This is a genomic window from Ruegeria sp. TASC047, assembly GCF_059612445.1.
Genome location: NZ_JBXWQP010000038.1, coordinates 26351 through 48089 on the forward strand (window position 1 = coordinate 26351; position 21739 = coordinate 48089).

The following is a 21739-nucleotide window of genomic DNA, read 5'->3' on the forward strand; positions in this document are numbered from 1 at the left end:
TCATGTCCCGCACCGCCCGATTGTTCCAACTGATGCAAGCCCTGCGTTCTAGTCCTTCGCCCAGAACATCCGAACAGTTGGCGCAGGATTTGGGTGTTTCGGCCCGAACAATTCATCGGGATATTGATGCATTGCGCGGACTGGGTGCCGTGATCGATGGCGAAGCGGGGTTTGGCTTTACCCTGATCGAGGACGCGACCCTGCCCCCATTGGGGTTCACTGATGATGAGCTTGAAGCGTTGGTTCTGGGCCTGCGCGAAGTTCAGGTGATTGGCGATCCGGCTTTGTCGAGTGCGGCGGGTACGGCCCTGCGGAAACTTCAGGGACGCTTGCCGCAACGCCAGTCCCATCGGCTCAGCCATGCGGTTCTGGCGGCTACGCGGTTCAACCGCCCGCCTGATCCCTCGATTGACGTGGCCACTCTGCGGCAGGCGACGTGGGATGAGCGCGCGGTCGAGTTTTTCTATACGGACGCGAAAGGCGACGCTACGCACAGGCGCGTCAACCCTTTGAGCATCGTCTATCTGGATCACTCGAACGTGTTGTTGGGCTGGTGCCACCTGCGACAGGATTTTCGCGTTTTCCGGTTGGATCGCTTGCAGGACATGTCAGTGACGGAACAAAGTTTCAGGCCGAACCGCGTGCCCCTGCTGCGCGAGGCATTGGAACGCATTCGGGCAGAGCGTGCTGCGCAGGAGCGAGAGGCGAACGTCTGAGCACTTTGTGAATTTCTGATTCTGCGCTACCCTGTGGTCGAGCAGTAATCAGGAAAAAACGGAATGCGAAAATGCGTAGGCGGCGTCATGACCGTCGCATTGTGGGCATCCATAGTGCAGGCGGAAACAACAGAAAACACCAGATGGGCAGACAGCGGGATTTCACGCGCAGCGCTGCAACTGGCTTCGGCGGATGTGACCGTTTCGATCCGTCCGGTCCCGCGCCCGTTGATTGAGGCCTTGCCCGTGGCTTCTGCGACAACGGCAAGGTTTCAGTCCTGGCTTGGCGCCTTTCAGGGACGCGCGCGGCGGCAGGGCATTTCGCAGGGAACACTGACTCAGGTGTTTTCGGGGATGAGCTATGACGAAGATGTCCTGGAACGGGATCGCAATCAGGCTGAGTTTTCGAAACCCATCTGGGAGTACCTTGAAACCGCAGTGTCGGAAACGCGCCTGTCGAACGGGCGCGCCGCCCTGCAGCGGCATCGGCAGGTGTTGAACCGGATCGAGGCTGAATACGGTGTCGAAAAAGAGGTGGTCGCTGCCATCTGGGGGCTTGAAACCTCTTTCGGGTCTTATCGCGGCAGCAGTCCAACGCTTCGTTCATTGGCAACGCTAGCCTTTGATGCGCGGCGGGCACAATTCTTTGAAACGCAATTGGTCGCTGCCCTGCGGATTGTGCAGGCTGGCGATGTCAGCGCCAGCAACATGCTTGGCAGTTGGGCGGGCGCAATGGGGCATACACAATTCATGCCCACGTCATATCTGGATCACGCGGTGGATTTTGACGGTGATGGCCGGCGGGACATCTGGTCGGATGACCCGACGGATGCGCTGGCTTCGGCGGCGTCTTATCTGGCGCGGCATGGTTGGACCAGGGGTCAGCCGTGGGGCGTGGAGGTGCGTCTGCCCACCGATTTCGATTACGCCTCAGCCCGTCGTGATTTTACGCTGATGCCGTCCGAATGGGCCGCACGGGGTGTCGTGGCGCGGGATGGCACCGCCGTGCCGGATCATGGGAAGGCCGCGATCCTGCTTCCGGCCGGAAGTCAGGGCGTCGCGCTGATGATTTTTGACAATTTCAACGTGATCGAGGCGTATAACGGGGCCGACGCATATGTGATCGGCATCGGGCATCTGTCTGACCGGCTTGTAGGGGGCGCACCGTTTCAATCCGGCTGGCCGCGCGGCGACTTGGTGCTGAGTTTTGCCGAGAAAAAGGAACTTCAGACCCGTCTGACGGATGCGGGCTTTGACACAAAGGGTGTCGACGGGCGCACCGGGCCAAATACGATCAACGCCGTTCGGGCGTATCAACTGGCGCAGGGGCTGGTCCCGGACGGATACCCCACGCCAAACCTGCTGGAGAGGTTACGGTAAAGAAAAGGCGGCCCGAATGGGCCGCCTTTGAAGACGCATAAATCGCTAAATCAAGATGCGGCTTTCATCAGCCCTTGCGCAATGATCTCGGCCTGTGCTTCGTCCAGCGACTTGTAGATCCGCACGAACATCTCGTCGATATCCGCAGGCGTCAGGATCAGCGGGGGTGAAATGATCATCCGGTCGCCGACATGGCGCATGATCAGGTTATTGGCAAAGCACCGATCACGGCAGATATAGCCGACCGTGCCGGGTTCGGATGCGAATTTGGCACGGCTGGCTTTGTCCGGGGTCAGCGCGATGGAGGCCATCATGCCAACGATCTTGGCCTCACCCACCAGCGGATGATCTGCCAGCGCCTCCCATTTCTCTTTCAGATAGGGGGCGGCAACGTCGCGCACATGCTCAACGATCTTCTCTTCTTCGAGGATACGCAGGTTCTCCAACGCCACGGCAGCCGCGACCGGGTGGCCGGAATAGGTATAGCCGTGGTTGAATTCGGTACCGCCGATCACTTCGGCGATTTCGTCGTTCACGATGGACCCGCCGATGGGCGCATAGCCCGAGCTAAGACCCTTTGCGATGGTCATGATATGCGGCTTGATGCCAACGGTTTCCGATCCGAACCAGTTGCCTGTCCGGCCAAATCCGCAGATGACCTCGTCAGCTATCAGCAGGATATCGTACTTGTCGCAGATACGCTGAATTTCCGGCCAGTATGTATCGGGCGCGACGATCACGCCGCCTGCACCCTGAACCGGCTCGGCGATAAAGGCGGCGACCCGGTCTTCGCCCAACTCTTCGATCGCCTCTTCCAGCTCGCGCGCGCGGGCTAGACCGAATTCTTCGGGCGACATGTCACCGCCTTCGGCCCACCAGTTGGGTTGGTTTATGTGGTGGATATTCGGGATCGGAATGCCGCCCTGCGCGTGCATCCCGGCCATACCACCCAGCGAGGCCGAGCCCACGGATGAGCCGTGATAGGCGTTTTTGCGGCTGATGATGACGTTCTTGTCTGGCTGGCCCTTCTGGGCCCAGTAGGTGCGCACGAGGCGGATATTGGTATCGTTTGCCTCGGACCCGCCTGCTGCGAAAAAGACATGGTTCAGATCGCCCGGGGCCAGTTCGGCAATCTTGGCGGCTAAAGCAATCGCGGGGACGTGGGTCGTTTTGAAGAAGGTGTTGTAATAGGGCAGCTCGCGCATCTGGCGCGCGGCAACATCGGCCAGCTCATCACGCCCATATCCGATATTGACGCACCACAGGCCCGCCATCGCATCCAGAATTTCCTCGCCTTCGCTGTCGGTCAGATAAACGCCATTGGCACGTGTGATCACGCGCGCCCCTTCCTTCCCCAGCGCACCATTGGCCGAGAAAGGGTGAATGTGATGCGCGGCATCCAGCGCCTGCAATTCGGCGGTCGGCATGTGGTTGGTGATGGTAGACATCGGAGAATCTCCTACAAGAACGCAGTTGGCGAACACAATATGATCAAATTTTTTCCTGTCAATCGAATCAAGTTAGATCAGACAGACGTCAATGCTTCCGCCATCAGGTCCATACCCTGTTCGATGTCCTGGGCGGTTGCCTTTGCAGTCATTTCTGCGTCACCGGCGCGCAAAGCGGCAATAATGTCCTTGTGCCGATCCGGAAGGCTCTGTGTGCCGAAGCGCCCGCAGACAACACGCAAAGAGGGGCCAAACCGCAACCAAAGTCTTTCGGCCAAATCACTGAGGATCGGCGCGTTTGCGTAAGAATACAGCGTTTCGTGAAAAGCTTGGTTCAAACGCAGATAGCCACCGACATCACCATCGGTGATCATGCGATCCAAATGCCTGTCCAGGCGTTCCAGGTGATCAATGTCCTGCGCCTTCAGGTTGGCGGTTGCACGTCTGGAAAGCTCTGATTCTATTGAAATTCTGGCGAAGATCATCTCTTCAATATCGTTCGAGTTCAGCAGCGGTACACTGACGCGCCGATTGCCCTGGAAAACCAACCCTCCATCCGAGATCAACCGGCGAATCGCTTCGCGGACCGGAGTCATCCCAACACCCAGCGAATCAGTCAGGCCCTGGATTGTGACGGGCTGACCTGGGACCAGTTCACCGAACAGAATCTGTGATCTGAGTGTTTGGTAAACCTGCTCATGCGCGGGTTGTTTGCCCCCTTCGGTCGACGGCGCATATGCCTTATTTTTGATCAAATCCAATTGGTTCTTCCCATTTCGACTAAGCCTGACTTGTCAGGTGACTGGCCACGTGAAACCATACGCTGGATCGAGGGAAAACGCAAAACTTGATCAAATCCAAAAAAACGGGAAAATACCCGTACACTTGCAGGGAGAAGAATATGACAATCAAAACGCTGACTATGACGGCGGTCATCGCATTGGGGACTTCGGCGGCATTTGCCGAAGAGGTGCGTGTTTACAACTGGTCCGACTACATCGACGAAGAACTGCTGAGCAAGTTCGAAGCAGAAACAGGTCTAACCCTGATCTATGACGTGTTTGACAGCAACGAGGTTCTGGAAACCAAGATGCTGGCTGGTGGCTCGGGCTATGATGTGGTGGTGCCGTCAGGTACATTCCTTCAGCGCCAGATCCAGGCCGGCGCGTTTCAGCAGCTGGACAAAAGCAAGCTTTCGAACGCCGGAAACCTTTGGGATGTAATCGAAGAGCGAACTGCCGGTTATGACCCGGACAACGCGTATTCGATCAACTACATGTGGGGAACCACCGGGATCGGCGTGAATGTCGGTAAGGTCAAAGAAGTTCTGGGCGACGACATTGCCCTGAACAGCATGGATCTGGTTTTGAAACCCGAGAACATGGAAAAGCTGGCCACTTGCGGTGTGCATTTCCTGGATGCCCCGGCCGAGATCATTCCCATGGTGCTGCAATACCTTGGTGAAAACCCCGACAGCCACGACACGGACGTAATCGGCAAGACCGAAGCGGTTCTGACGGCGGTCCGCCCGCATATCCAGAAATTCCACAGCTCGGAATATATCAATGCACTGGCAAATGGCGACATCTGCGTTGCTGTGGGCTGGTCGGGTGACATCCTTCAGGCGCGCGACCGTGCCGCCGAAGCAGATAACGGAGTGGAGATCGAATACCACCCCTTCGCCGAAGGGTCGCTGATGTGGTTCGACCAGATGGCAATTCCTGTCGATGCTCCAAATCCCGAAGGCGCACACACGTTCCTCAACTTCATTCTGGACGCCAACAACATGGCGGCGGCATCGAACTATGTGTATTACGCCAATGGCAACAAAGCGTCTCAGGAATTTCTGGAAGAGGACGTGATTGGCGATCCGGCCATCTATCCGGATGATGCCACGATGCAGAACCTGTACATCACGACACCTTATCCGGCGAAAACACAGCGGGTCGTGACGCGTCTGTGGACCAAGGTCAAGTCGGGCACCTGATCCGAATTGCACCGGCAGGGCGGCACCGCCGCCTTGCCTCTCTTTCCAGCTATTCGAACGAGGGCCGTAGTGAATTCTGACGTCTTTGCGCCATGGGATGACCCGCAGGCGAAACCCTTGATCCAGTTCCGAAACGTGACCAAGCGTTTTGGTGAGTTTACTGCCATCGACAACCTGTCTTTGGATATCTTCGAGCGAGAGTTCTTTGCCCTGCTTGGTCCGTCGGGATGTGGAAAAACGACGATGATGCGGATGCTGGCCGGGTTCGAAACACCGACCGAAGGCCAAATCCTGCTTGGGGGGAAGGATATCGACCCGATCCCGCCCAACAAGCGGGCCGTGAACATGATGTTCCAGTCCTATGCCCTTTTTCCTCATCTTAGCGTCTGGGAAAACATCGCCTTTGGCTTGCGCCGGGACAGAATGCCCAAACACGATCTGGAAGACCGGGTCGAAGAGATGCTGCGCCTGACCCGGCTTGAACAGTTCGCCCGCCGCAAACCGCATCAGATATCGGGTGGGCAGAGGCAGCGTGTGGCGCTGGCGCGCTCACTTGCCAAAGCGCCCAAGCTTTTGCTGCTGGATGAACCGCTGGGCGCGCTGGACAAGAAGTTGCGCCAGGATACCCAATTCGAACTGATGGATATTCAGGAAAAAACCGGCACCACATTCGTGATCGTTACGCACGATCAGGAAGAGGCCATGACAGTCGCCAGCCGTGTGGCGGTGATGGATCAGGGTCAGCTTATGCAGGTTGCCACTCCGGACCGGATTTATGAGAACCCCGCCTCGGTCTATGTCGCTGATTTCATCGGGGACGTGAACATCATCGAAGGGCGCGCGACATCTGTCGGAGAGGATACCTATCAGGTAGACTGGGCCGAAGGGCAAGCGCCGCTGACCGCCGCATCAGCGAAGAACTTTGAAAACAGTCAGTTTTGCCATCTGGCGATCCGCCCGGAAAAAGTGACAATCTCGGCCGAGCGTCCGGCAGATGCAGTGAATGCGGTGCAAGGCAAGGTTCATGACATCGCGTATCTGGGCAATCTGTCCACTTACCACGTTGAGTTGGCAAACGGCACAATCATCAAGGCACAGACGGCCAACACCCGCCGCATCTCGCGCCGTTCATTCACCTGGGAAGACCCGGTCTGGCTGTCCTGGACGGCCACGGCTGCGGTTCTGCTGGCCGACTGATGCGCCGCGCTGTTCTGATCGCCATACCTTATGTCTGGCTGTTGGCGCTGTTCATGGTGCCATTCTTCATCGTTCTGAAGATTTCGCTGTCGGATACCGCGCTTGCGATCCCGCCCTATACACCGACACTGGATTTTTCAGCTGGTTGGTCGGGGATCAAAGAGTTCTTCAGCCAGCTTGATCTTGAAAACTTCATCTGGCTGACCGAGGACGACCTGTACTGGAAAGCGTATCTGTCCAGCGTCAAGATCGCTTTGATCTCAACCTTCCTGACTTTGCTGGTTGGCTACCCCATCGCCTATGGCATGGCCCGTGCGCCCGAGGAATGGCGGCCAACGCTGATGATGCTGGTGATCCTGCCTTTCTGGACGTCATTCCTGATCCGGGTCTATGCGTGGATGGGCATTCTGTCGAATGAAGGGTACCTTAACCAACTGCTTCTGTGGACGGGCATCATTTCGACGCCTTTGACGATCCTGAACACCTCGACTGCCGTCTATATCGGTATTGTCTACACTTATCTTCCGTTCATGATCCTGCCGATTTATTCGTCATTGGAACGCATGGATGGTTCGCTGATCGAGGCGGCCGAGGATTTGGGTTGCTCGAGGGCACAAGCCTTCTGGCTGGTCACCATTCCACTGTCCAGACCGGGCATCATGGCAGGTTGTTTTCTGGTGATGATCCCCGTGATCGGTGAGTTTGTGATCCCGTCACTACTGGGTGGGTCCGGCACGTTGATGATCGGCAAGGTTCTGTGGGAAGAATTTTTCTCGAACCGAGACTGGCCCGTGGCAAGTGCTGTCGCGATCGTGCTGTTGCTTATTCTGGTCGTTCCCATCGTGCTGTTCCAGCGCAACCAGCAGAAACAGGCGGAGGCTGACGGATGAACAGATTAAGCTGGTTCAATACGGTTTCGCTGACGCTGGGTTTTGCGTTCCTGTATATTCCGATGATCATCCTGATCATCTTCAGCTTTAACGAAAGCAAGCTGGTCACGGTCTGGGCCGGGTTTTCGACCAAATGGTATGGCGAACTGGTTCAGAACGAGGCATTTCTGGATGCCGCGTGGGTCACGGTCCGGGTCGCGGTGTTTTCTTCGACACTGGCAACGATTCTGGGGACTGCGGCCGCTTATGTGCTGGTTCGGGGCAAGCGGTTCTTTGGCCGGACACTGTTTTCCGGCATGATCTACGCGCCACTTGTGATGCCCGAGGTGATCACCGGCCTGTCGCTGTTGTTGCTGTTTATCGGGATCGGGCTGGACCGGGGTATCCTGACCATCGTTCTGGCTCACACAACATTTTCGATGTGTTTTGTCTCGGTTGTCGTCTCGTCACGGCTTGTGACATTCGACAAATCGCTGGAAGAAGCCGCTTTGGATCTGGGTTGTTCACCCGCGCAGGCCTTTGGTCTGGTCACCCTGCCGATCATCGCGCCTGCGGTAATCTCGGGCTGGCTGCTGGCTTTCACATTGTCGCTGGATGATCTGGTTATCGCGTCGTTCACATCGGGCCCGTCGGCGACGACCCTGCCGATCAAGATCTTTTCGGCCGTGCGGCTGGGCGTCAGCCCCGAGATAAACGCGCTGTCGACGATTATGATCGCGGTCGTGACGGTTGGGGTGATCACGGCCTCACTTGTGACCAAACGCGCGATGATACGCCAACGGCAGGACGAGCAGGCCGCTGCGCGCACCGAATGAAACGGATATTTCCCGAATACACCTATGGCGCAGGTCCTCGTGGTGGTTGCTGGTGGGACGAAACCATTGCAAACCCGAACTGGCCAGAGCTTCAGGGCGACCTGAACGTTGATGTTGCCGTCGTCGGTGGCGGCTTTACAGGGGTCTCAGCGGCTTTGCATCTGGCGGAGAACGCGACCTCGGTAGCTGTGTTTGAGGCAGGCCCACCGGGGTGGGGCGCATCAGGTCGCAATGGCGGTTTCTGCTGTCTTGGCGGATCGAAGCTTGGGCAAAAGTCTATGGTGCGCCGCTATGGCCGCGAAGCGGCGCAAGCCTATGAGACGGCTGAACAGGATGCGGTCCAGCTGGTTGCCGATCTGCTGGCGCGGCATCGGATAGATGCCGATACGCATTCCAACGGTGAGACTCAACTGGCCCATTCGCGGCATGCGATGGATGTCCTGCGCCGATACGCGGACGAGACCGGCATTCTGCACCAAGCTGCTGAATTACCAGCGCTCGGTATGGGTGGTGCATTTTTCGGTGGGTATACTCTGCCGGTTGGCTTCGGGCTCAATCCCCGGAAATACCTGTTCGGGCTGGCAAGCGCTGCGGCAGCTTCGGGAGCGAATTTCTTCCAGAACAACCCCGTTCTGAACATTGAAAAAACGACGTCCGGCTTCAGGCTGCAAACAAGCGCGGGGCAGGTTAACGCACAGGTCGTGCTGATTTGTACCAACGGGTATTCCAGCGAAGACATCCCCGATTGGATGTCCGGACGCTACTTACCTGCGCAATCAACGGTTATGGTAACACGCCCACTTAGCCAGGCAGAACTATTGGCGCAGGGCTGGAACTCGGACCAGATATGTTACGACACGCGCAATCTTCTGCACTATTTTCGCCTGATGCCGGATGGGCGCTTTTTGTTCGGAATGAGAGGCGGCTTGTTGTCGTCGCCCCGGTCCGAGGCCGCGATCCGGGCAAAGGTTCAACAGGACTTCAAGCGCATGTTCCCGGCCTGGGCAGCGGTTGAGGCGACTCATATCTGGTCGGGGATGGTGTGCCTTTCGCGAAGCCTGATGCCTTATGTCGGTGCCGTGCCCAAGCAGCCAGGCATGTTTGCCGGATTTGCGTATCATGGCAACGGCGTCGCTATGGGGACTTACAGCGGGCGCGCATTGGCGCGGCTGGCATTGGGCAAAGAGGCCCACTTGCCAGCCCCGATGAGGCAAACTCCTGAACGGTTTCCGATGGGCCGCTGGCGTCGCGCATTGATGCCACCGGCATACGCCCTCTTTGCGCTTTCCGACCTCAGGTAAACTCAATCGGTTTCAGGGTTTCGATTTCCAGTTTCAACCCTTCGGAATAGTCGGGTGCACCGTTTTCTGCGCGCCACAGGCAATAAGCGGCCATGCGCCAAGCATACCATGGCTTGAGCCGTTGATAACGGGCAACAATCTCGGGTCTGCGATAGGCGGACAGAAACTGAACTTCTTCCGCGTCCGACAATGGTGAGCCCCGGTACAACCTTTGCATTGCCGGGGACAGAAACAGCGCAAGGTCTTCGCACGGGTCGCCAAAGGCCGGGCATTGCCAGTCGATCAAGGTCAGGCCGCGGGACGCGACCAGAATATTTCCTGCGACCGGGTCGCCATGGATCAGGCAAGTCTTGGTCGTGGGGGGGACGGATATCGAAGGTTGCAGTTTTGCCAGTTCGTTTCGGGTTTCTGACCTGCACCCTTGCAGAATTCTGTGCCCATGGGCCATCAGGTCCGCGCTGCCGTTACACCCGGCGGGCGCTGGAATGGTGTTGGGCAGCGAGTGCAACCTGCGCAGCAGTTCACCAACCTTGTCCGACCCTTTCCGCCAAGGTGTTCCGGGTGCGTGGTCGTAAAACACCCAATGCGCGTTCCTGTGCTGTCCTGCGGCGCGCAGCCTTGGTACAAATCCGGTCGGACCAAGCGCCTTGAGGCAGAGAGCTTCCAGCTTTGCATCATTTCGAAACAAGGGGTTGCGTAAGGTCGGGCTGTAGAGCTTCAGTACTTTGTCGCCGTTGTCCCCCAGCACTTTCCACACCCTGTTGGTCCGACCACCATACAGGATTTCGAAGTGCGCGTACATGTTGACCAACCCCATAGTGCTGAGGTGTTCAACCAGATCATGAGGGGGGGCAGGCAGGTCGGGCAGATGTCTTTTCACTTCTTCTGGCGAGTCGAGTTGCCAACCTTTGGCCCGTACTGCCTGACAGATCAAGCGCCCGTTCGGACCGCAGTGATCAGATCTGCGGAAATCACTTGACCACCTTGCAGGGTCAGCAGAACAGCATCCTCTCCCACCTGCGCTTCGACGACGCGGTTATAGGCAGCGACCGGTTTCTCGGAAATCAGCCGGTCATTTTTGTAGCTTTCCAGCGTCGCGGTGTAGTTGCCAGCGGCCATCGGATCGCCTGAGGAACTCACACCTGCCCAAGCAAACTCCGTCGCTGTTGTGGGAACAGAAACCGTGTCGACGACTGTGCCTTCATGATCACGGATCACCAGTCTGGTTGCGTCCGCGTCAGAATCCGCGTTCGAGAACAGGGTCACCGGCTGGCCGTTGAAATGGAAACCCGAGGCAGATCGGACGTCCATTCCGACCCAGCTTGCAAGGTCGTTCAGATTGACACTGCCAAGCGTGCTGGTCAGGGCGGAAAGCAGGTCATTGGTTTGAACCTGTTGTTCAACCATCGAAAATTGCGCAAGTTGCGATGCGTATTCGGTTGAATCCATCGGCTCCAGCGGGTCCTGATTCTGGGCCTGCGCGGTCAGCATCAGCAGAAACGTTTCGAAATCCGAGGTGATCGCAGAACTCCGGGACGGACCGGCAGTTTGCTGAGAGGCGGCAGCCTGTGTGGCGGTGACGGGAGTGATCATTTTTCAATATCTCATATCGATGCCCCTGACCGGAGCAGGAGTTTGTGGAAGCGGCGTGGCTTGCGCGAGGTGCACGCTCTGAACCGGTTCGGATTCTGGCGCGGCCTGAGCGTCGAATTCATCTGCCCACTGATCCCGCGCACCTGAATCCGACGGAGTCCCTAGATCGATGTTCAGGTTTCCATAGCCCAGTTTCTGAAACTCCTCCGTAAGAACGGACAGGTGGCGGCGCATAAGCTCCATCGTGTCCGGGCGTTCGGTGGCGATTGTCATCAGGAGCCCGTCATCCCGACCATTCAGCACAATGGATACGCGCCCCAATTCTTCGGGGCTTAGCGAGATTTCCATGATACCGGTTCCCGGCGGGGTCTGAATCGTTGCCGCCAATTGCCCGGCTATGGCACGGGCAATTTCAGCACGGGCGAACGGAGAGGGCATCGCCGAGTGTTGTGCCACCTCGCGGGGGGCTTGCTGAACGGGTTCGTCTAAGGCGATGGGCACAGAGTCAACCTCATGAACCGGTGCCGCCTGTTCCGCTTCGATTGAGTTGAGGATCAGCTGAAGCTGCGCAACGGGTGTCGCGCGGTTTGGACTTGTCGGATTGGGCGTGGCAGCGACTTCCGCTGTCTCGGGCGCCGTCTTTGCGCTTTCAAGGAGGGGTTCGGCTTTCAACCCGGCTGTCTGGTCCTTTGATCGGGTTGGCTGGCTCAGCACAGGCAAAGCCTCTGAGGGTTTTTGGGCTGGCGTGACCTGGGTCGAAGCGGTGTGAACCTGCTCTTCGATTGGTTGCCCGGGCACAAAGGGTTGAATGTCGGTCTGACGGGGCAAACCCATTGACGCAACGGTTTGTTCCGGTTCTGTCGTACCCGTTGCGGGGATATCCGCTGCGGCAGGAACAAACGGCGCGGGATGCACTGTATCTGCCCCAGGCGTTTCGGATGTCCCGGCCATCTCGGTCTGCGACGAAATGTTGTTTGCCAACTCTGGTGCCCGAGGTGAAATCACCTCGACAGATGCCTCAGCCGTGTTTGACAGAACGGCCTCAACCTCAATCTCGGCAGTTTCGTCGGTGGTTTCGATAGAAGTGGCCAAAGCCGTGGTGCCGGGGAGAGGATGTGTTTGGTTTCCCTGTTCAAGGATGTCCTCGAAACTGTCCGACCCGGCAGTACGACCCGGATCTTTGGCGGGCGAACTGGGTTTCGCAGTTGCTGTTGGCGCTGCGGCTGCCAGCGTTAGTGGGTTGGGCATTTTGCTCTGGCTCCGTGTGATTGATCAGAACTCTGCCCGCAGGAAGTTACGTTTATTTTAACCGCTTTCACCTTTGATCGAGAAAGTTCGAAGAATTTTCGGAGAAAACCATGCACGTCTCAGCAATTCCCCAGGTGGCTCAAACGCCATTGGCCCAGACCCGACTGAAAGACGCGGCCATCGAGTTGGAGGCCGCATTCCTGAGCGAAATGATGAAGTCGGCCGGATTGGGCAAGACGCGCCAGTCTTTTGGAGGAGGAGCCGGTGAAGACCAGTTCTCTACGTTTCTTGTTCAGCATCAGGCACGCGAACTGGCCCGGGCTGGCGGGGTGGGTTTGTCAGAAATTCTGCTGAAATCACTGATGGAGAAAACCGATGGCATCTGAAGTCGACATGGCACTGATCAAATCTCTGGAAGAAGTTCTGGATCTGGAGCGTGCGGCGCTTGTCCAGGGTGATCTGGATCGACTGACGCATATGGTGCCGGAAAAAGAAAAACTGATCGGCGCGATCAACGACCTTCAGGTGCTGGACAGCGATGTATTGGTTCGGGTGCAGCAGAAAGTCGAACGCAATCAGGCATTGCTGAACAGTGCCGCCGACGGGATTCGGGCCGTCGCCAGCCGCATGGCTGAACTGCGACGGGTTCGGCAGGAATTCAGCACGTACGGCGCGGATGGGCAACGAAGTGAGTTTTCCGTTCGAAATACGGCAAAGCTGGAAAAACGCGCATAGGCCTGGGTTTAATTCAAATCTGAAACACCTGGTTCGGGCGTTTTAGCACTCCGTTAGGGGATCGGGCTCAAAAGTGATGCTGCACCTGGAAACATCAGGTGGCGCGAACAGCCACGCGGCGGGTCGCACAAGTCAGAAAGACACCAATGCCCGCAGATATTGTGGGGTGAACATGGGCGAAAATCGCCCGAAGGCAAAAGGATAAAAGCTATGTCCAGCATTCTGACAAACAATGGCGCGATGGTTGCGCTGCAAACTCTCAAGTCGGTCAACAAGAGCCTGGCGATGACCCAGAACGCGATTTCGACCGGTAAGGACGTCGCGACAGCCAAGGACAACTCGGCGGTTTGGGCGATCTCGAAAGTGATGGAGTCCGACGTCAAGGGCTTTAACGCGATCAAAGACAGCCTCGCGCTGGGCGAATCGACTGTTGCAGTTGCGCGAAATGCGTCTGAAACTGTCACCGACCTCTTGACCCAGATGAAAAGCAAGATTGTCGCGGCGCAGGAAGACAACGTTGATCGCGGTAAGATCAATGACGATGTGACCGCACTGAAGGATCAGATCGCATCGGTTGTCAGCGCGGCCCAGTTCAACGGTCTGAACCTTGTTGACGGCTCGACCGGCTCTGCATCGATCCTCGCATCGCTGGATCGGGACAACACCGGGGCAGTGACTGCGTCGTCAATCTCAGTCTCGGGGCAGAACCTGTCGACCGGTGGATATGTCACCAAACAGGTTTTCGACGGCTCTACCGGCGCATCGACCGGCAATGACCGCGTGGGGGCAACCATTGACAATGGTGCAACGGCCGCGACGGCGTTGGTGACCGATGAATCCAGCGGCGCTTTCGCGGCCGGAGACAAGGTTGTCGTCGCCATTAACGATCAGGTTGTTTCCTATACCGTTTCCGCGGAAGATGCTGCTGCGACGACGACCGGTGACCTTGTTGCTGTCGGATTGAAATCGAAGATCGAAGAGCTGGGAATTACCGGCCTGACCGTCGATTACGACTCCGGCACTGCGGGTACGTTGTCGGTTACAAACGGCACAGGATCTGACATCTCGTTCTCGGCTCAGTTCGTGAATGCGGGTGCCGGTGGTTTGGGCGCGCTGGCAGGTATTGATGTGTCGACAGGTGCGGGGGCAACCGCTGCGTTGGCGGCTGTCGAATCGCTTATCGATTCTTCGATTGATGCCTCGGCCGCCTTTGGCTCGGCGCAGGGTCGTATCGAGACCCAGAAAGAGTTCATTTCGAATCTCTCTGACTCGTTCAAATCCGGTATCGGTGCGCTGGTCGACGCTGACATGGAAGAAACCTCGGCGCGTTTGCAGGCCCTTCAGGTGCAGCAGCAGTTGGCAACACAGTCGCTTTCGATCGCCAACCAGGCACCGCAGTCGATCCTGTCGCTGTTCCGCTAATACGCAGCGCGGTCCGGGGCGCGGTTTTCGCACCCCGGTCGTGACTAACTTACGACAGCTTTTTGGAAGGATTTCAAGTGACCCCGCAAACCCTCGCTCAATACACCTATGCGCAAGCCGCCGCGCCGACGCGAACGCCCCGTGACACTGAATATGAGGCAATTTCCAGAATTACACGGCGTCTCAAGGCGGCCACGGCGCGCAAGGCAACGGACTTCTCGGCGTTTGTTCAGGCCGTGCACGAGAACCGCCGGTTATGGGGGGTGTTGGCGACAGGTGTCGCGGATTCGGCAAACGCTTTGCCGAACGATATTCGCGCCAGGATTTTCTACCTTGCCGAGTTTACGGAACTGCACAGCAGCCGCATTTTAGCGGACGGCGCGTCCATCGAACCATTGCTTGAAATAAACACGGCGATTTTGCGCGGATTGCGCCAGATGAGGGCAACCTGATGAGCGGGCTGGTTTTGAAACTCGCCCCGAAGGAAAGGGTGCTGATCAATGGTGTTGTGATTGAAAACGGCGACCGCCGTGGCCGGTTTTCGATCATGACGCCGCAGGCCAATGTCCTGCGGTTGCGCGATGCGATACATCCGGATGAAGTAAATACTCCGGTGCGCCGTGTCTGCTATGCCGCGCAACTTGTTCTGTCCGGAGACATGGATCCGGCTCGGGCGCGTCAACACCTGTTGCGCAGCGTAGAAGAGCTGAGCCAGGTTTTTACGGATACAGATAGCCGTCGTGTATTGTCCGAGGCGACAGACGCGCTGGTGGCCGAGCAATACTATAAATGCCTCAAGTCACTTCGCTCGCTTCTTCCGCGCGAAGAACGGTTGATGGCCTATCAGCGATGAGCTTTCAACCTGTCATTCCGACTGGTGGGATCGTCGGCTGGCGGTTTCTGCAACGTACTTACCAAGGACAGTTTCAAAGTTTCTCGTCTTCGGCAGTGAATGAGAGGGAGACGAAGTATTTCCTGGACAACATTGGGAAAGTTAAGACCGCCAAACAGTTGGTTTCTGACCGCAGATTGTTGCAGGTCGCTTTAGGTGCCTTTGGGTTGGAGGGGGATGTGGATAACCGGTTCTTTATCCGGAAAATCCTGGAGGACGGAACACGGGCGGATGACGCTTTGTCCAATCGTTTGGCGGATAAACGGTACCGGGAATTTTCGGATGCTTTCGGGTTTGGTCCGGGAGCTGTTCGAAAAACGGTGCTGGTCACAAATATGGAAGAGATAGCTCAGGCCAGCCTTTCAGCGCGGTTTGAAATCGCGGTCGGACAGTCAGATGAGACGATGCGCATTTCGCTTTATGCCCAGCGCGAGCTGTCTGATCTGGCGAAAAGCGGAAGCAGTACAGATACGAAATGGTTCGATCTTATGGGATTGCCACCGCTGCGCAAAATGGTGGAAACGGCGCTTGGGCTACCGCCATCATTCGCCCAACTGGATATCGACAAGCAATTGGTCGAGTTCAAAAGCCGGTTATTCCGTCTGACTGGATCGGATGATCTGGCACAGTTTTCCGACCAGAAGGCGGTTGAGAAACTCACCGACACCTATCTGGCCAGAAGTCAAATCGCGGGTCTTCAAAGTACGATCTCGCCAGCGCAGACCGCTTTGATCTTGCTTGGGGCTGTGTAATCAGAAGACGCGGGGCAAAAGCCCGGGTCGCAATCTAGTACCCGACATCTCTCGTTTGACCTGCACAAACCAAAAGTTAACCGTTCAAAATCTCGTCGGCTGTGGTTTGCAATGCGTAGCATATAACGGGTCGAGTCACGTTGTGCAGGTTGACCGCGCCCAATGGCAAGGCGTTGGAACAGGCAGGCACGATATCTTCGGATACGACTATGCGATGGCCTTCGGTTTTCCCATATTCGCCCAACCGCGCTGCTATGTTGGCCGCTTGTCCAATAACCGTAAAATCAAGTCGTTCACGAGAGCCTACATTGCCATAGGTGACGCGCCCATAGGCCACACCAATCGAACAGTCGCAATGTATGCCGGTACCTGCTTTACGCAACTCTCCCAACGTTTCGACGATTTTGATTGCCGAGCGCTGGGCGTTGGCACGGGCCGCGCTGGCGTTTTCATCAGCTGCCGGGAATACCGCCAGAACAGCGTCACCAATGAATTTCAAAACTTCGCCTTCGTTTTCGTGAACGATACCCGAGACGGTTTCAAAAAACTCGTTCAAAACACTAATATATGTGCCCCGCCCCAGTTTCTCTTCGAGGCTTGTCGAGTTGCGGAGGTCACAGAACATGATTGCAGCGTCGATTTCATCCCCGTCACCGCGCCGGATCTCGCCCCCTAGAACGCGTGCGCCAGAGCGTTTTCCAACATATGTTTCCAGCAAAACCTGTGCATTCTCGCGTTGCATGAACACTTCGTAAAAGCGGGCGATTACCGAAGAGCATTCGAATACAAGGCCCAGATTCTCGGTGGTGAACCCGTTGGGATGGTCACAGGTCAGGGTCAGAACGTTGGTCCGACCGTCAGAGAAGGGCAACGGCATCGCGACATAGTCGGTGGCACCCTTTGCCCGCAACTCCTCCATGATTGGGAAGCTGTTATGCGGGTTATCGTCGTTCAGTCTTTGCCGTACGCCGCCCAACCCGTTCGAGACATGGCGCAACGGGCTGTTGATGAAAGCCGGGTGATCATAGATTTCGTAGGTCGGGGCGCGGGTCAGAATCTCGTCCTGATCCTTTTCCCAGATGTAGTGTTTGCCCGCGATCAGGGGGTGCAAGGACCATGCCAGAATGCTCAGCCGCTGGATGGCGATGCCGTGCTCCAGCATCTTCTCGGCCAATGCCTTGGTAAAGCTTTCGGGCGTGGTCGCGGCGGAAGCACCGCGCATCAGCCAGTCGATCAGTGGTCCGCTGATATTGCCGTCGTCAGGCTCGTGCAGGCGATTGTCGCCCAGGTCAATCCGGGTATAGGCGCCGGACACAAACCCGATACAGCCCCGGATGTCCGCGCTTTCCGGCAGGGCTTGTTCGTAAGCCCAGACGGAATTGGTCAGAGGCCCCGAGGCCAGTTGGATGTCGTGGTAAGTGGCGGTGCCTTTGAACGGGCAGAATGTTTGCAGGTCTGTTTCTTCGCTCAGATCCACACATACATCTGCGCGGGGAACGTAAATCGTTGGCGGCAAACGCGTTTCATACATCACCTTTGCGTTTGTGCTTTCAGCCAGAAGAATGTCGTTCCGGTAAATGGCAATCCTGCCTTCCAGCGGCTCAACTGAGATTCCATATCCATTCATCTGTGGCGCGGCGTGGACGTTCATAAGCGACCTCCTCTGCCTGGGGTTTGTTTAGAATGGGGCTTTCCACCTGACATTCCAAGAGGCTGCAACGGGAATTTACCGGGCGCGAGCGACGCGCCAAAACGTCAGACCATTTGAATGACGTCCTTCTCGATCGACAGCATATACCCCTTCTTGGCAATATTCTTGACCAGCAGTTCGCTGACCATCTGGTTGCCAAGCGCGTCGCGCAACCGCTTGATCCGTGTTGCGCCCGCGGCTTCGTCACAATCGGCGGCATCGCGACCGGAAATCATGGCCTCGATCTGGGCGCCGGACAATACCTCGTCATCCAACCGGGATTCCGCAAGAATCGACAAGGTTTCCATCGCGGCGGGCGTCAGTTTGAAATCCATGTTGTTAAGGTAGACAGTGTTTTCTTCGCGACTGATCAGCAGCGACGTTACCTGAATGCCGGTACGTTCGATCTGTGCCATGCGCCGGTTCAACAAGACCAGCATCACCAGAAAGACCAGTGCCGAGATCATCATCGCACTGGCAAAAACCAGCAGCACATAGATTACCATCCTGTAACTGGACAGGGTGTCAGCAAAGGCGGTGCCAGACTGGGCCAGAATTTCAAGCAGGCGAATCTCGGTCTGTGACGTCAGATCGGCCTCGACAAACAGCCGCTCGACACGTGCGTTGAACGCATTTGCGTCCGGCAAGGTCCAGAACAGGAAAACGGCAGCGGTGATCAGAATGACGACAATGGCCGCGATGCCCAGCACAACCAGACGGACACCCGACCGGCGTGCATCAGAAACGGAGATAGAATTGTCCGGCATTGCCTTTCCTCTGATCCAACCCTTCCGGCCCGAAAACGGACTGCACTTCAAGCAAGGTCCAACCCGACGCGTTCAGGCGCTGGGCGATTTCTGCCCGGGCCTGCCCCTTGTCGCAACTTGTGACCTGCATGACGCCGTAATGCAAACGCAGCGGGTTGTCCTTCTTGGCTTTGTAGTCCGCATAACAATCTGCCGCTGTCGCAGCAGAACCAAGCGATAACAGGGCCGCAAAGGTCAGAGAAGAGAGGATCTGTTTCATAGGCCGCATCCTGCGCATGAGTTGCCGCGATATTCAATAACCCAAGGGGTTTGCTGCCCCTGATATCCGATAACACCGGGCCGTTATTGCTTGTCTGGGGCAGGTGCCCCCAATTTCAGGGCAATCAGCACGCGGTCCGTCATACGGTCGCACGAACATCCGAAAGGACAGGCATCATGCATAAGAAATTCATCGCTTTGATCATTGCGACCGCGGTTGCGATTACCGGTGTGTCGGCTTCTCAGGCGAAGGCGGCCGACGCAAAGGACATTCTTGGGGGGCTGGCGGCCATCGCTATTATCGGTGCCGGCGTTCATTACTATAACAAGGAAAAGAAAAAGGATCGGGAGACGCGTCAACAGACCTATACCCATACACCACATGTGACGCAGCCGGTGCGTCCGTTGCCGCCGCATGTGGCGCGTTACGACCTGCCCGAGCGCTGCCTGCGCACCTATGATGGGTATTCGCAGGACCATCCGCTGCTTGGGCCGAAATGCCTCGAGAAACATTACAAACATGCCAATAGCCTGCCGCAAGAGTGCAAGGTCGGTTTCTGGAATGGCAAAAAGGTCAGGCGGGCCTATGAACCTGCATGCCTGCGCCAGAAGGGATACCGCGTCGTTTATCAGTAGTTCGGGTTGAGCAGGAACGGCGCCAAAGAAGTGCCGTGAGAGAGAGGGTGGTGTGGGCCGCCCTCTCTTTTCTTCTTGCGGTGCTACGCGAAACGCGGTTTGCCAAGGGTATGACAATGCCAAACTTCGAACTTGAGCAGGCGCTGCTGGACATGGGCCACATCCGTATCGCCGGTGTGGATGAGGTCGGGCGCGGCCCATTGGCCGGGCCGGTTGTGGCTGCCGCGGTGATTCTGAACCCGAAGCACTTTCCCGAAGGGTTGAATGACTCAAAAAAGCTGACCGCAAAACGCCGGGCCGTGCTGGACGCCGAGATTCGGGACGCTGCTGAGTTCGCGGTGGCCGAAGCCTCTGTCGCCGAAATTGATGAGGTCAATATCCTGAGGGCGTCGCACTTGGCGATGATGCGCGCGGTGGAGGCGTTGACCCCGGCACCTGATTTCCTGCTGATCGATGGCAACCTGATTCCGCAGGGTCTGAGAATTCCATCACAGGCCGTTGTAAAGGGCGATGCACGATCGGTGTCGATCGCGGCTGCTTCGATCCTGGCGAAAAACTGGCGCGATCAGGTGATGGTGGATTTAGCGCAACAGCATCCGGGTTATGGGTGGGAAACCAACGCAGGCTATCCGTCAAAACAACACAAGGAAGCGCTGCGAAATCTTGGCGTGACCCCACACCATAGGCGTTCGTTCAAACCGGTGCACAATATCTTGTATCAAGAGTAAATCGTAAGTTGCTGATTCAAAAAAGAATTTGACGGCGAATCGACTTTGACTCATCCTTGTCTCAACCAAATGAGCGCAAAAGCGCCGTGGACACTTGAGGCAGTGATATGACAACAACCACCAAAAAGGGCGCAAGAGCGCTCCCTTTAAACACGATTCTATCCGGGGACTGCATCGATGTGATGAACAGTCTGCCCGAGGCGTCAGTGGATCTGATTTTTGCGGATCCGCCGTATAACCTGCAATTGAAAGGTCAGTTGCATCGCCCGGATAATTCGCAGGTCGATGCGGTGGATGATCACTGGGATCAGTTCGCAAGTTTTGGTGCGTATGACCAGTTTACACGCGAATGGCTGAAGGCGGCGCATCGTCTGCTGAAACCCAATGGTGCGATCTGGGTGATCGGGTCTTATCACAACATTTTCCGCGTGGGGTCAGCGCTGCAGGACGCCGGATACTGGATTCTGAACGACGTTGTGTGGCGTAAGTCGAACCCGATGCCGAATTTCCGCGGCAAACGGTTCACCAACGCGCATGAAACGATGATCTGGGCGTCCAAGCGCGAAGGCGCGAAATACACCTTCAACTATGAGGCGCTGAAAGCTCTGAACGAAGGTGTGCAGATGCGCAGCGACTGGGTGCTGCCGATCTGCACCGGGCATGAGCGGCTCAAGGATGAAAACGGCGACAAGGCACATCCGACGCAAAAACCGGAATCGCTGCTGCACCGCGTGTTGATTGGTTCGACCAACCCCGGCGATGTGGTGCTGGATCCGTTCTTTGGCACCGGCACCACCGGGGCCGTCGCCAAGATGCTGGGGCGCGAGTTCATTGGGATCGAGCGAGAGGAAAGCTATCGCAAGGTGGCTGAAAAACGCATCGCCAAGGTCCGCAAGTTTGATCGCGAAGCTCTGGAAGTCAGTGCCAGCAAACGTGCCGAGCCACGCGTGCCATTCGGTCAGCTGGTCGAACGCGGGATGTTGCGCCCGGGTGAAGAGCTTTATTCCATGAACCAGCGCCACAAGGCAAAGGTGCGTGCGGATGGAACGCTGGTGGGTGACAATGTCAAAGGGTCAATCCATCAGGTCGGCGCGCATCTGGAAAACGCCCCGTCCTGCAACGGCTGGACATACTGGTGCTTCAAGCGGGACGGCAAGACCGTACCGATTGACATCTTGCGGCAACAGATCCGCGCAGAGATGCACAACTGAATTCACGAACACCGCCGGTGCCTGTGGCCTGACACATGGCACTATGCCTTGCCCCGCCGATCAACCGGCGGGG

At 56.9% G+C, this 21739-nt stretch carries 24 protein-coding genes; 16 read left to right on the top strand and 8 right to left on the bottom strand.

Annotated elements, in window-relative coordinates:
- Window positions 1–2: 2 nt before the first annotated feature.
- Together AC2FLO_RS14835 and AC2FLO_RS14840 are read left to right on the top strand one after the other, a co-directional pair.
- Window positions 3–716: a helix-turn-helix transcriptional regulator gene (locus tag AC2FLO_RS14835; protein WP_496753938.1), complete on the top strand. Its 714-nt coding sequence runs from the start codon at window positions 3–5 to the stop codon at window positions 714–716.
- 87 nt (window positions 717–803) lie between these two features.
- Window positions 804–2096, top strand: a complete 1293-nt coding sequence (locus tag AC2FLO_RS14840) for a lytic murein transglycosylase (protein WP_496804314.1) — start codon at window positions 804–806, stop codon at window positions 2094–2096.
- 50 nt (window positions 2097–2146) lie between these two features.
- Here AC2FLO_RS14840 and AC2FLO_RS14845 read toward each other — a convergent pair whose 3' ends face one another.
- Both AC2FLO_RS14845 and AC2FLO_RS14850 read right to left on the bottom strand, forming a co-directional pair.
- The gene (locus tag AC2FLO_RS14845; RefSeq protein WP_267363698.1) at window positions 2147–3544 is read right to left on the bottom strand and encodes an aspartate aminotransferase family protein; all 1398 of its coding nucleotides are present in this window, start codon (window positions 3542–3544) and stop codon (window positions 2147–2149) included.
- Between the two features lie 77 nt (window positions 3545–3621).
- The gene (locus AC2FLO_RS14850; RefSeq protein ID WP_267363697.1) at window positions 3622–4305 is read right to left on the bottom strand and encodes a GntR family transcriptional regulator; all 684 of its coding nucleotides are present in this window, start codon (window positions 4303–4305) and stop codon (window positions 3622–3624) included.
- Window positions 4306–4445: 140 nt separating this feature from the next.
- Between AC2FLO_RS14850 and AC2FLO_RS14855 the strand changes: the two genes are divergently transcribed.
- From AC2FLO_RS14855 to AC2FLO_RS14875, 5 genes are all read left to right on the top strand, one after another.
- Window positions 4446–5531: a polyamine ABC transporter substrate-binding protein gene (locus AC2FLO_RS14855; RefSeq protein WP_480588359.1), complete on the top strand. Its 1086-nt coding sequence runs from the start codon at window positions 4446–4448 to the stop codon at window positions 5529–5531.
- Window positions 5532–5600: 69 nt separating this feature from the next.
- Window positions 5601–6728: an ABC transporter ATP-binding protein gene (locus AC2FLO_RS14860; protein ID WP_496753943.1), complete on the top strand. Its 1128-nt coding sequence runs from the start codon at window positions 5601–5603 to the stop codon at window positions 6726–6728.
- Window positions 6728–7618, top strand: a complete 891-nt coding sequence (locus tag AC2FLO_RS14865; RefSeq protein WP_496753945.1) for an ABC transporter permease subunit — start codon at window positions 6728–6730, stop codon at window positions 7616–7618. The genes AC2FLO_RS14860 and AC2FLO_RS14865 overlap by 1 nt, the downstream gene beginning before the upstream one ends.
- Window positions 7615–8433 carry an ABC transporter permease gene (locus AC2FLO_RS14870; protein ID WP_496753946.1) on the top strand — a complete coding sequence of 273 codons (819 nt, stop codon included), beginning with the start codon at window positions 7615–7617 and terminating at the stop codon, window positions 8431–8433. Before AC2FLO_RS14865 ends, AC2FLO_RS14870 begins: the two co-directional genes overlap by 4 nt.
- Entirely contained in the window at window positions 8430–9734 is a 1305-nt protein-coding gene (locus AC2FLO_RS14875; RefSeq protein WP_496753947.1) for an NAD(P)/FAD-dependent oxidoreductase, read from the top strand. The genes AC2FLO_RS14870 and AC2FLO_RS14875 overlap by 4 nt, the downstream gene beginning before the upstream one ends.
- Here AC2FLO_RS14875 and AC2FLO_RS14880 read toward each other — a convergent pair.
- Genes AC2FLO_RS14880 through fliK form a run of 3 tightly spaced genes read right to left on the bottom strand, consistent with a single transcriptional unit; the run spans window position 9727 to window position 12575 of the window.
- Window positions 9727–10614 carry a phosphotransferase gene (locus AC2FLO_RS14880; protein ID WP_496753949.1) on the bottom strand — a complete coding sequence of 296 codons (888 nt, stop codon included), beginning with the start codon at window positions 10612–10614 and terminating at the stop codon, window positions 9727–9729. The genes AC2FLO_RS14875 and AC2FLO_RS14880 overlap by 8 nt on opposite strands.
- A 50-nt stretch (window positions 10615–10664) precedes the next feature.
- Window positions 10665–11327, bottom strand: a complete 663-nt coding sequence (locus AC2FLO_RS14885; protein WP_480588350.1) for a flagellar hook capping FlgD N-terminal domain-containing protein — start codon at window positions 11325–11327, stop codon at window positions 10665–10667.
- Between the two features lie 3 nt (window positions 11328–11330).
- Window positions 11331–12575 (bottom strand): flagellar hook-length control protein FliK, encoded by a 1245-nt coding sequence (gene fliK, locus AC2FLO_RS14890; RefSeq protein ID WP_496753951.1) that lies wholly within the window; start codon window positions 12573–12575, stop codon window positions 11331–11333.
- A gap of 110 nt (window positions 12576–12685) precedes the next feature.
- On the opposite strand from fliK, the gene AC2FLO_RS14895 reads away from it, so the two are divergent.
- The 6 genes from AC2FLO_RS14895 to AC2FLO_RS14920 all read left to right on the top strand — a co-directional run bounded on the left by AC2FLO_RS14895 (window position 12686) and on the right by AC2FLO_RS14920 (window position 16376).
- The gene (locus AC2FLO_RS14895) at window positions 12686–12961 is read left to right on the top strand and encodes a rod-binding protein (protein ID WP_480588347.1); all 276 of its coding nucleotides are present in this window, start codon (window positions 12686–12688) and stop codon (window positions 12959–12961) included.
- A complete protein-coding gene (locus AC2FLO_RS14900) occupies window positions 12951–13310 on the top strand; it encodes a flagellar biosynthesis protein FlgN (protein WP_496753953.1) in 360 nt (119 codons plus the stop codon). Before AC2FLO_RS14895 ends, AC2FLO_RS14900 begins: the two co-directional genes overlap by 11 nt.
- 210 nt (window positions 13311–13520) lie before the next feature.
- Window positions 13521–14732 (top strand): flagellin N-terminal helical domain-containing protein, encoded by a 1212-nt coding sequence (locus tag AC2FLO_RS14905; protein WP_496753955.1) that lies wholly within the window; start codon window positions 13521–13523, stop codon window positions 14730–14732.
- A 77-nt stretch (window positions 14733–14809) separates the two neighbouring features.
- Window positions 14810–15184, top strand: a complete 375-nt coding sequence (flaF, locus tag AC2FLO_RS14910) for a flagellar biosynthesis regulator FlaF (RefSeq protein WP_267366590.1) — start codon at window positions 14810–14812, stop codon at window positions 15182–15184.
- On the top strand, window positions 15184–15585 hold the full coding sequence (gene flbT / locus AC2FLO_RS14915) for a flagellar biosynthesis repressor FlbT (RefSeq protein WP_496753957.1): 402 nt from the start codon (window positions 15184–15186) through the stop codon (window positions 15583–15585). Before flaF ends, flbT begins: the two co-directional genes overlap by 1 nt.
- Window positions 15582–16376, top strand: a complete 795-nt coding sequence (locus AC2FLO_RS14920; RefSeq protein WP_496804316.1) for a DUF1217 domain-containing protein — start codon at window positions 15582–15584, stop codon at window positions 16374–16376. Before flbT ends, AC2FLO_RS14920 begins: the two co-directional genes overlap by 4 nt.
- Before the next feature lie 76 nt (window positions 16377–16452).
- Here the strand turns inward: AC2FLO_RS14920 and AC2FLO_RS14925 are convergent, their stop codons facing one another.
- The 3 genes from AC2FLO_RS14925 to AC2FLO_RS14935 all read right to left on the bottom strand — a co-directional run bounded on the left by AC2FLO_RS14925 (window position 16453) and on the right by AC2FLO_RS14935 (window position 19092).
- On the bottom strand, window positions 16453–18027 hold the full coding sequence (locus tag AC2FLO_RS14925) for a DUF427 domain-containing protein (protein ID WP_496753959.1): 1575 nt from the start codon (window positions 18025–18027) through the stop codon (window positions 16453–16455).
- Between the two features lie 104 nt (window positions 18028–18131).
- Window positions 18132–18833 carry a winged helix-turn-helix domain-containing protein gene (locus AC2FLO_RS14930; protein WP_267365085.1) on the bottom strand — a complete coding sequence of 234 codons (702 nt, stop codon included), beginning with the start codon at window positions 18831–18833 and terminating at the stop codon, window positions 18132–18134.
- On the bottom strand, window positions 18805–19092 hold the full coding sequence (locus tag AC2FLO_RS14935; protein ID WP_480484131.1) for a hypothetical protein: 288 nt from the start codon (window positions 19090–19092) through the stop codon (window positions 18805–18807). The genes AC2FLO_RS14930 and AC2FLO_RS14935 overlap by 29 nt, the downstream gene beginning before the upstream one ends.
- A 176-nt stretch (window positions 19093–19268) precedes the next feature.
- Here AC2FLO_RS14935 and AC2FLO_RS14940 point away from each other — a divergent pair, with 176 nt between their 5' ends.
- From AC2FLO_RS14940 to AC2FLO_RS14950, 3 genes are all read left to right on the top strand, one after another.
- The gene (locus AC2FLO_RS14940; RefSeq protein ID WP_496811714.1) at window positions 19269–19727 is read left to right on the top strand and encodes a hypothetical protein; all 459 of its coding nucleotides are present in this window, start codon (window positions 19269–19271) and stop codon (window positions 19725–19727) included.
- Window positions 19728–19837: 110 nt separating this feature from the next.
- Window positions 19838–20455 carry a ribonuclease HII gene (gene rnhB, locus AC2FLO_RS14945; protein WP_480588340.1) on the top strand — a complete coding sequence of 206 codons (618 nt, stop codon included), beginning with the start codon at window positions 19838–19840 and terminating at the stop codon, window positions 20453–20455.
- 107 nt (window positions 20456–20562) lie between these two features.
- A complete protein-coding gene (locus tag AC2FLO_RS14950) occupies window positions 20563–21666 on the top strand; it encodes a site-specific DNA-methyltransferase (RefSeq protein ID WP_480588339.1) in 1104 nt (367 codons plus the stop codon).
- Window positions 21667–21739 lie beyond the last annotated feature (73 nt).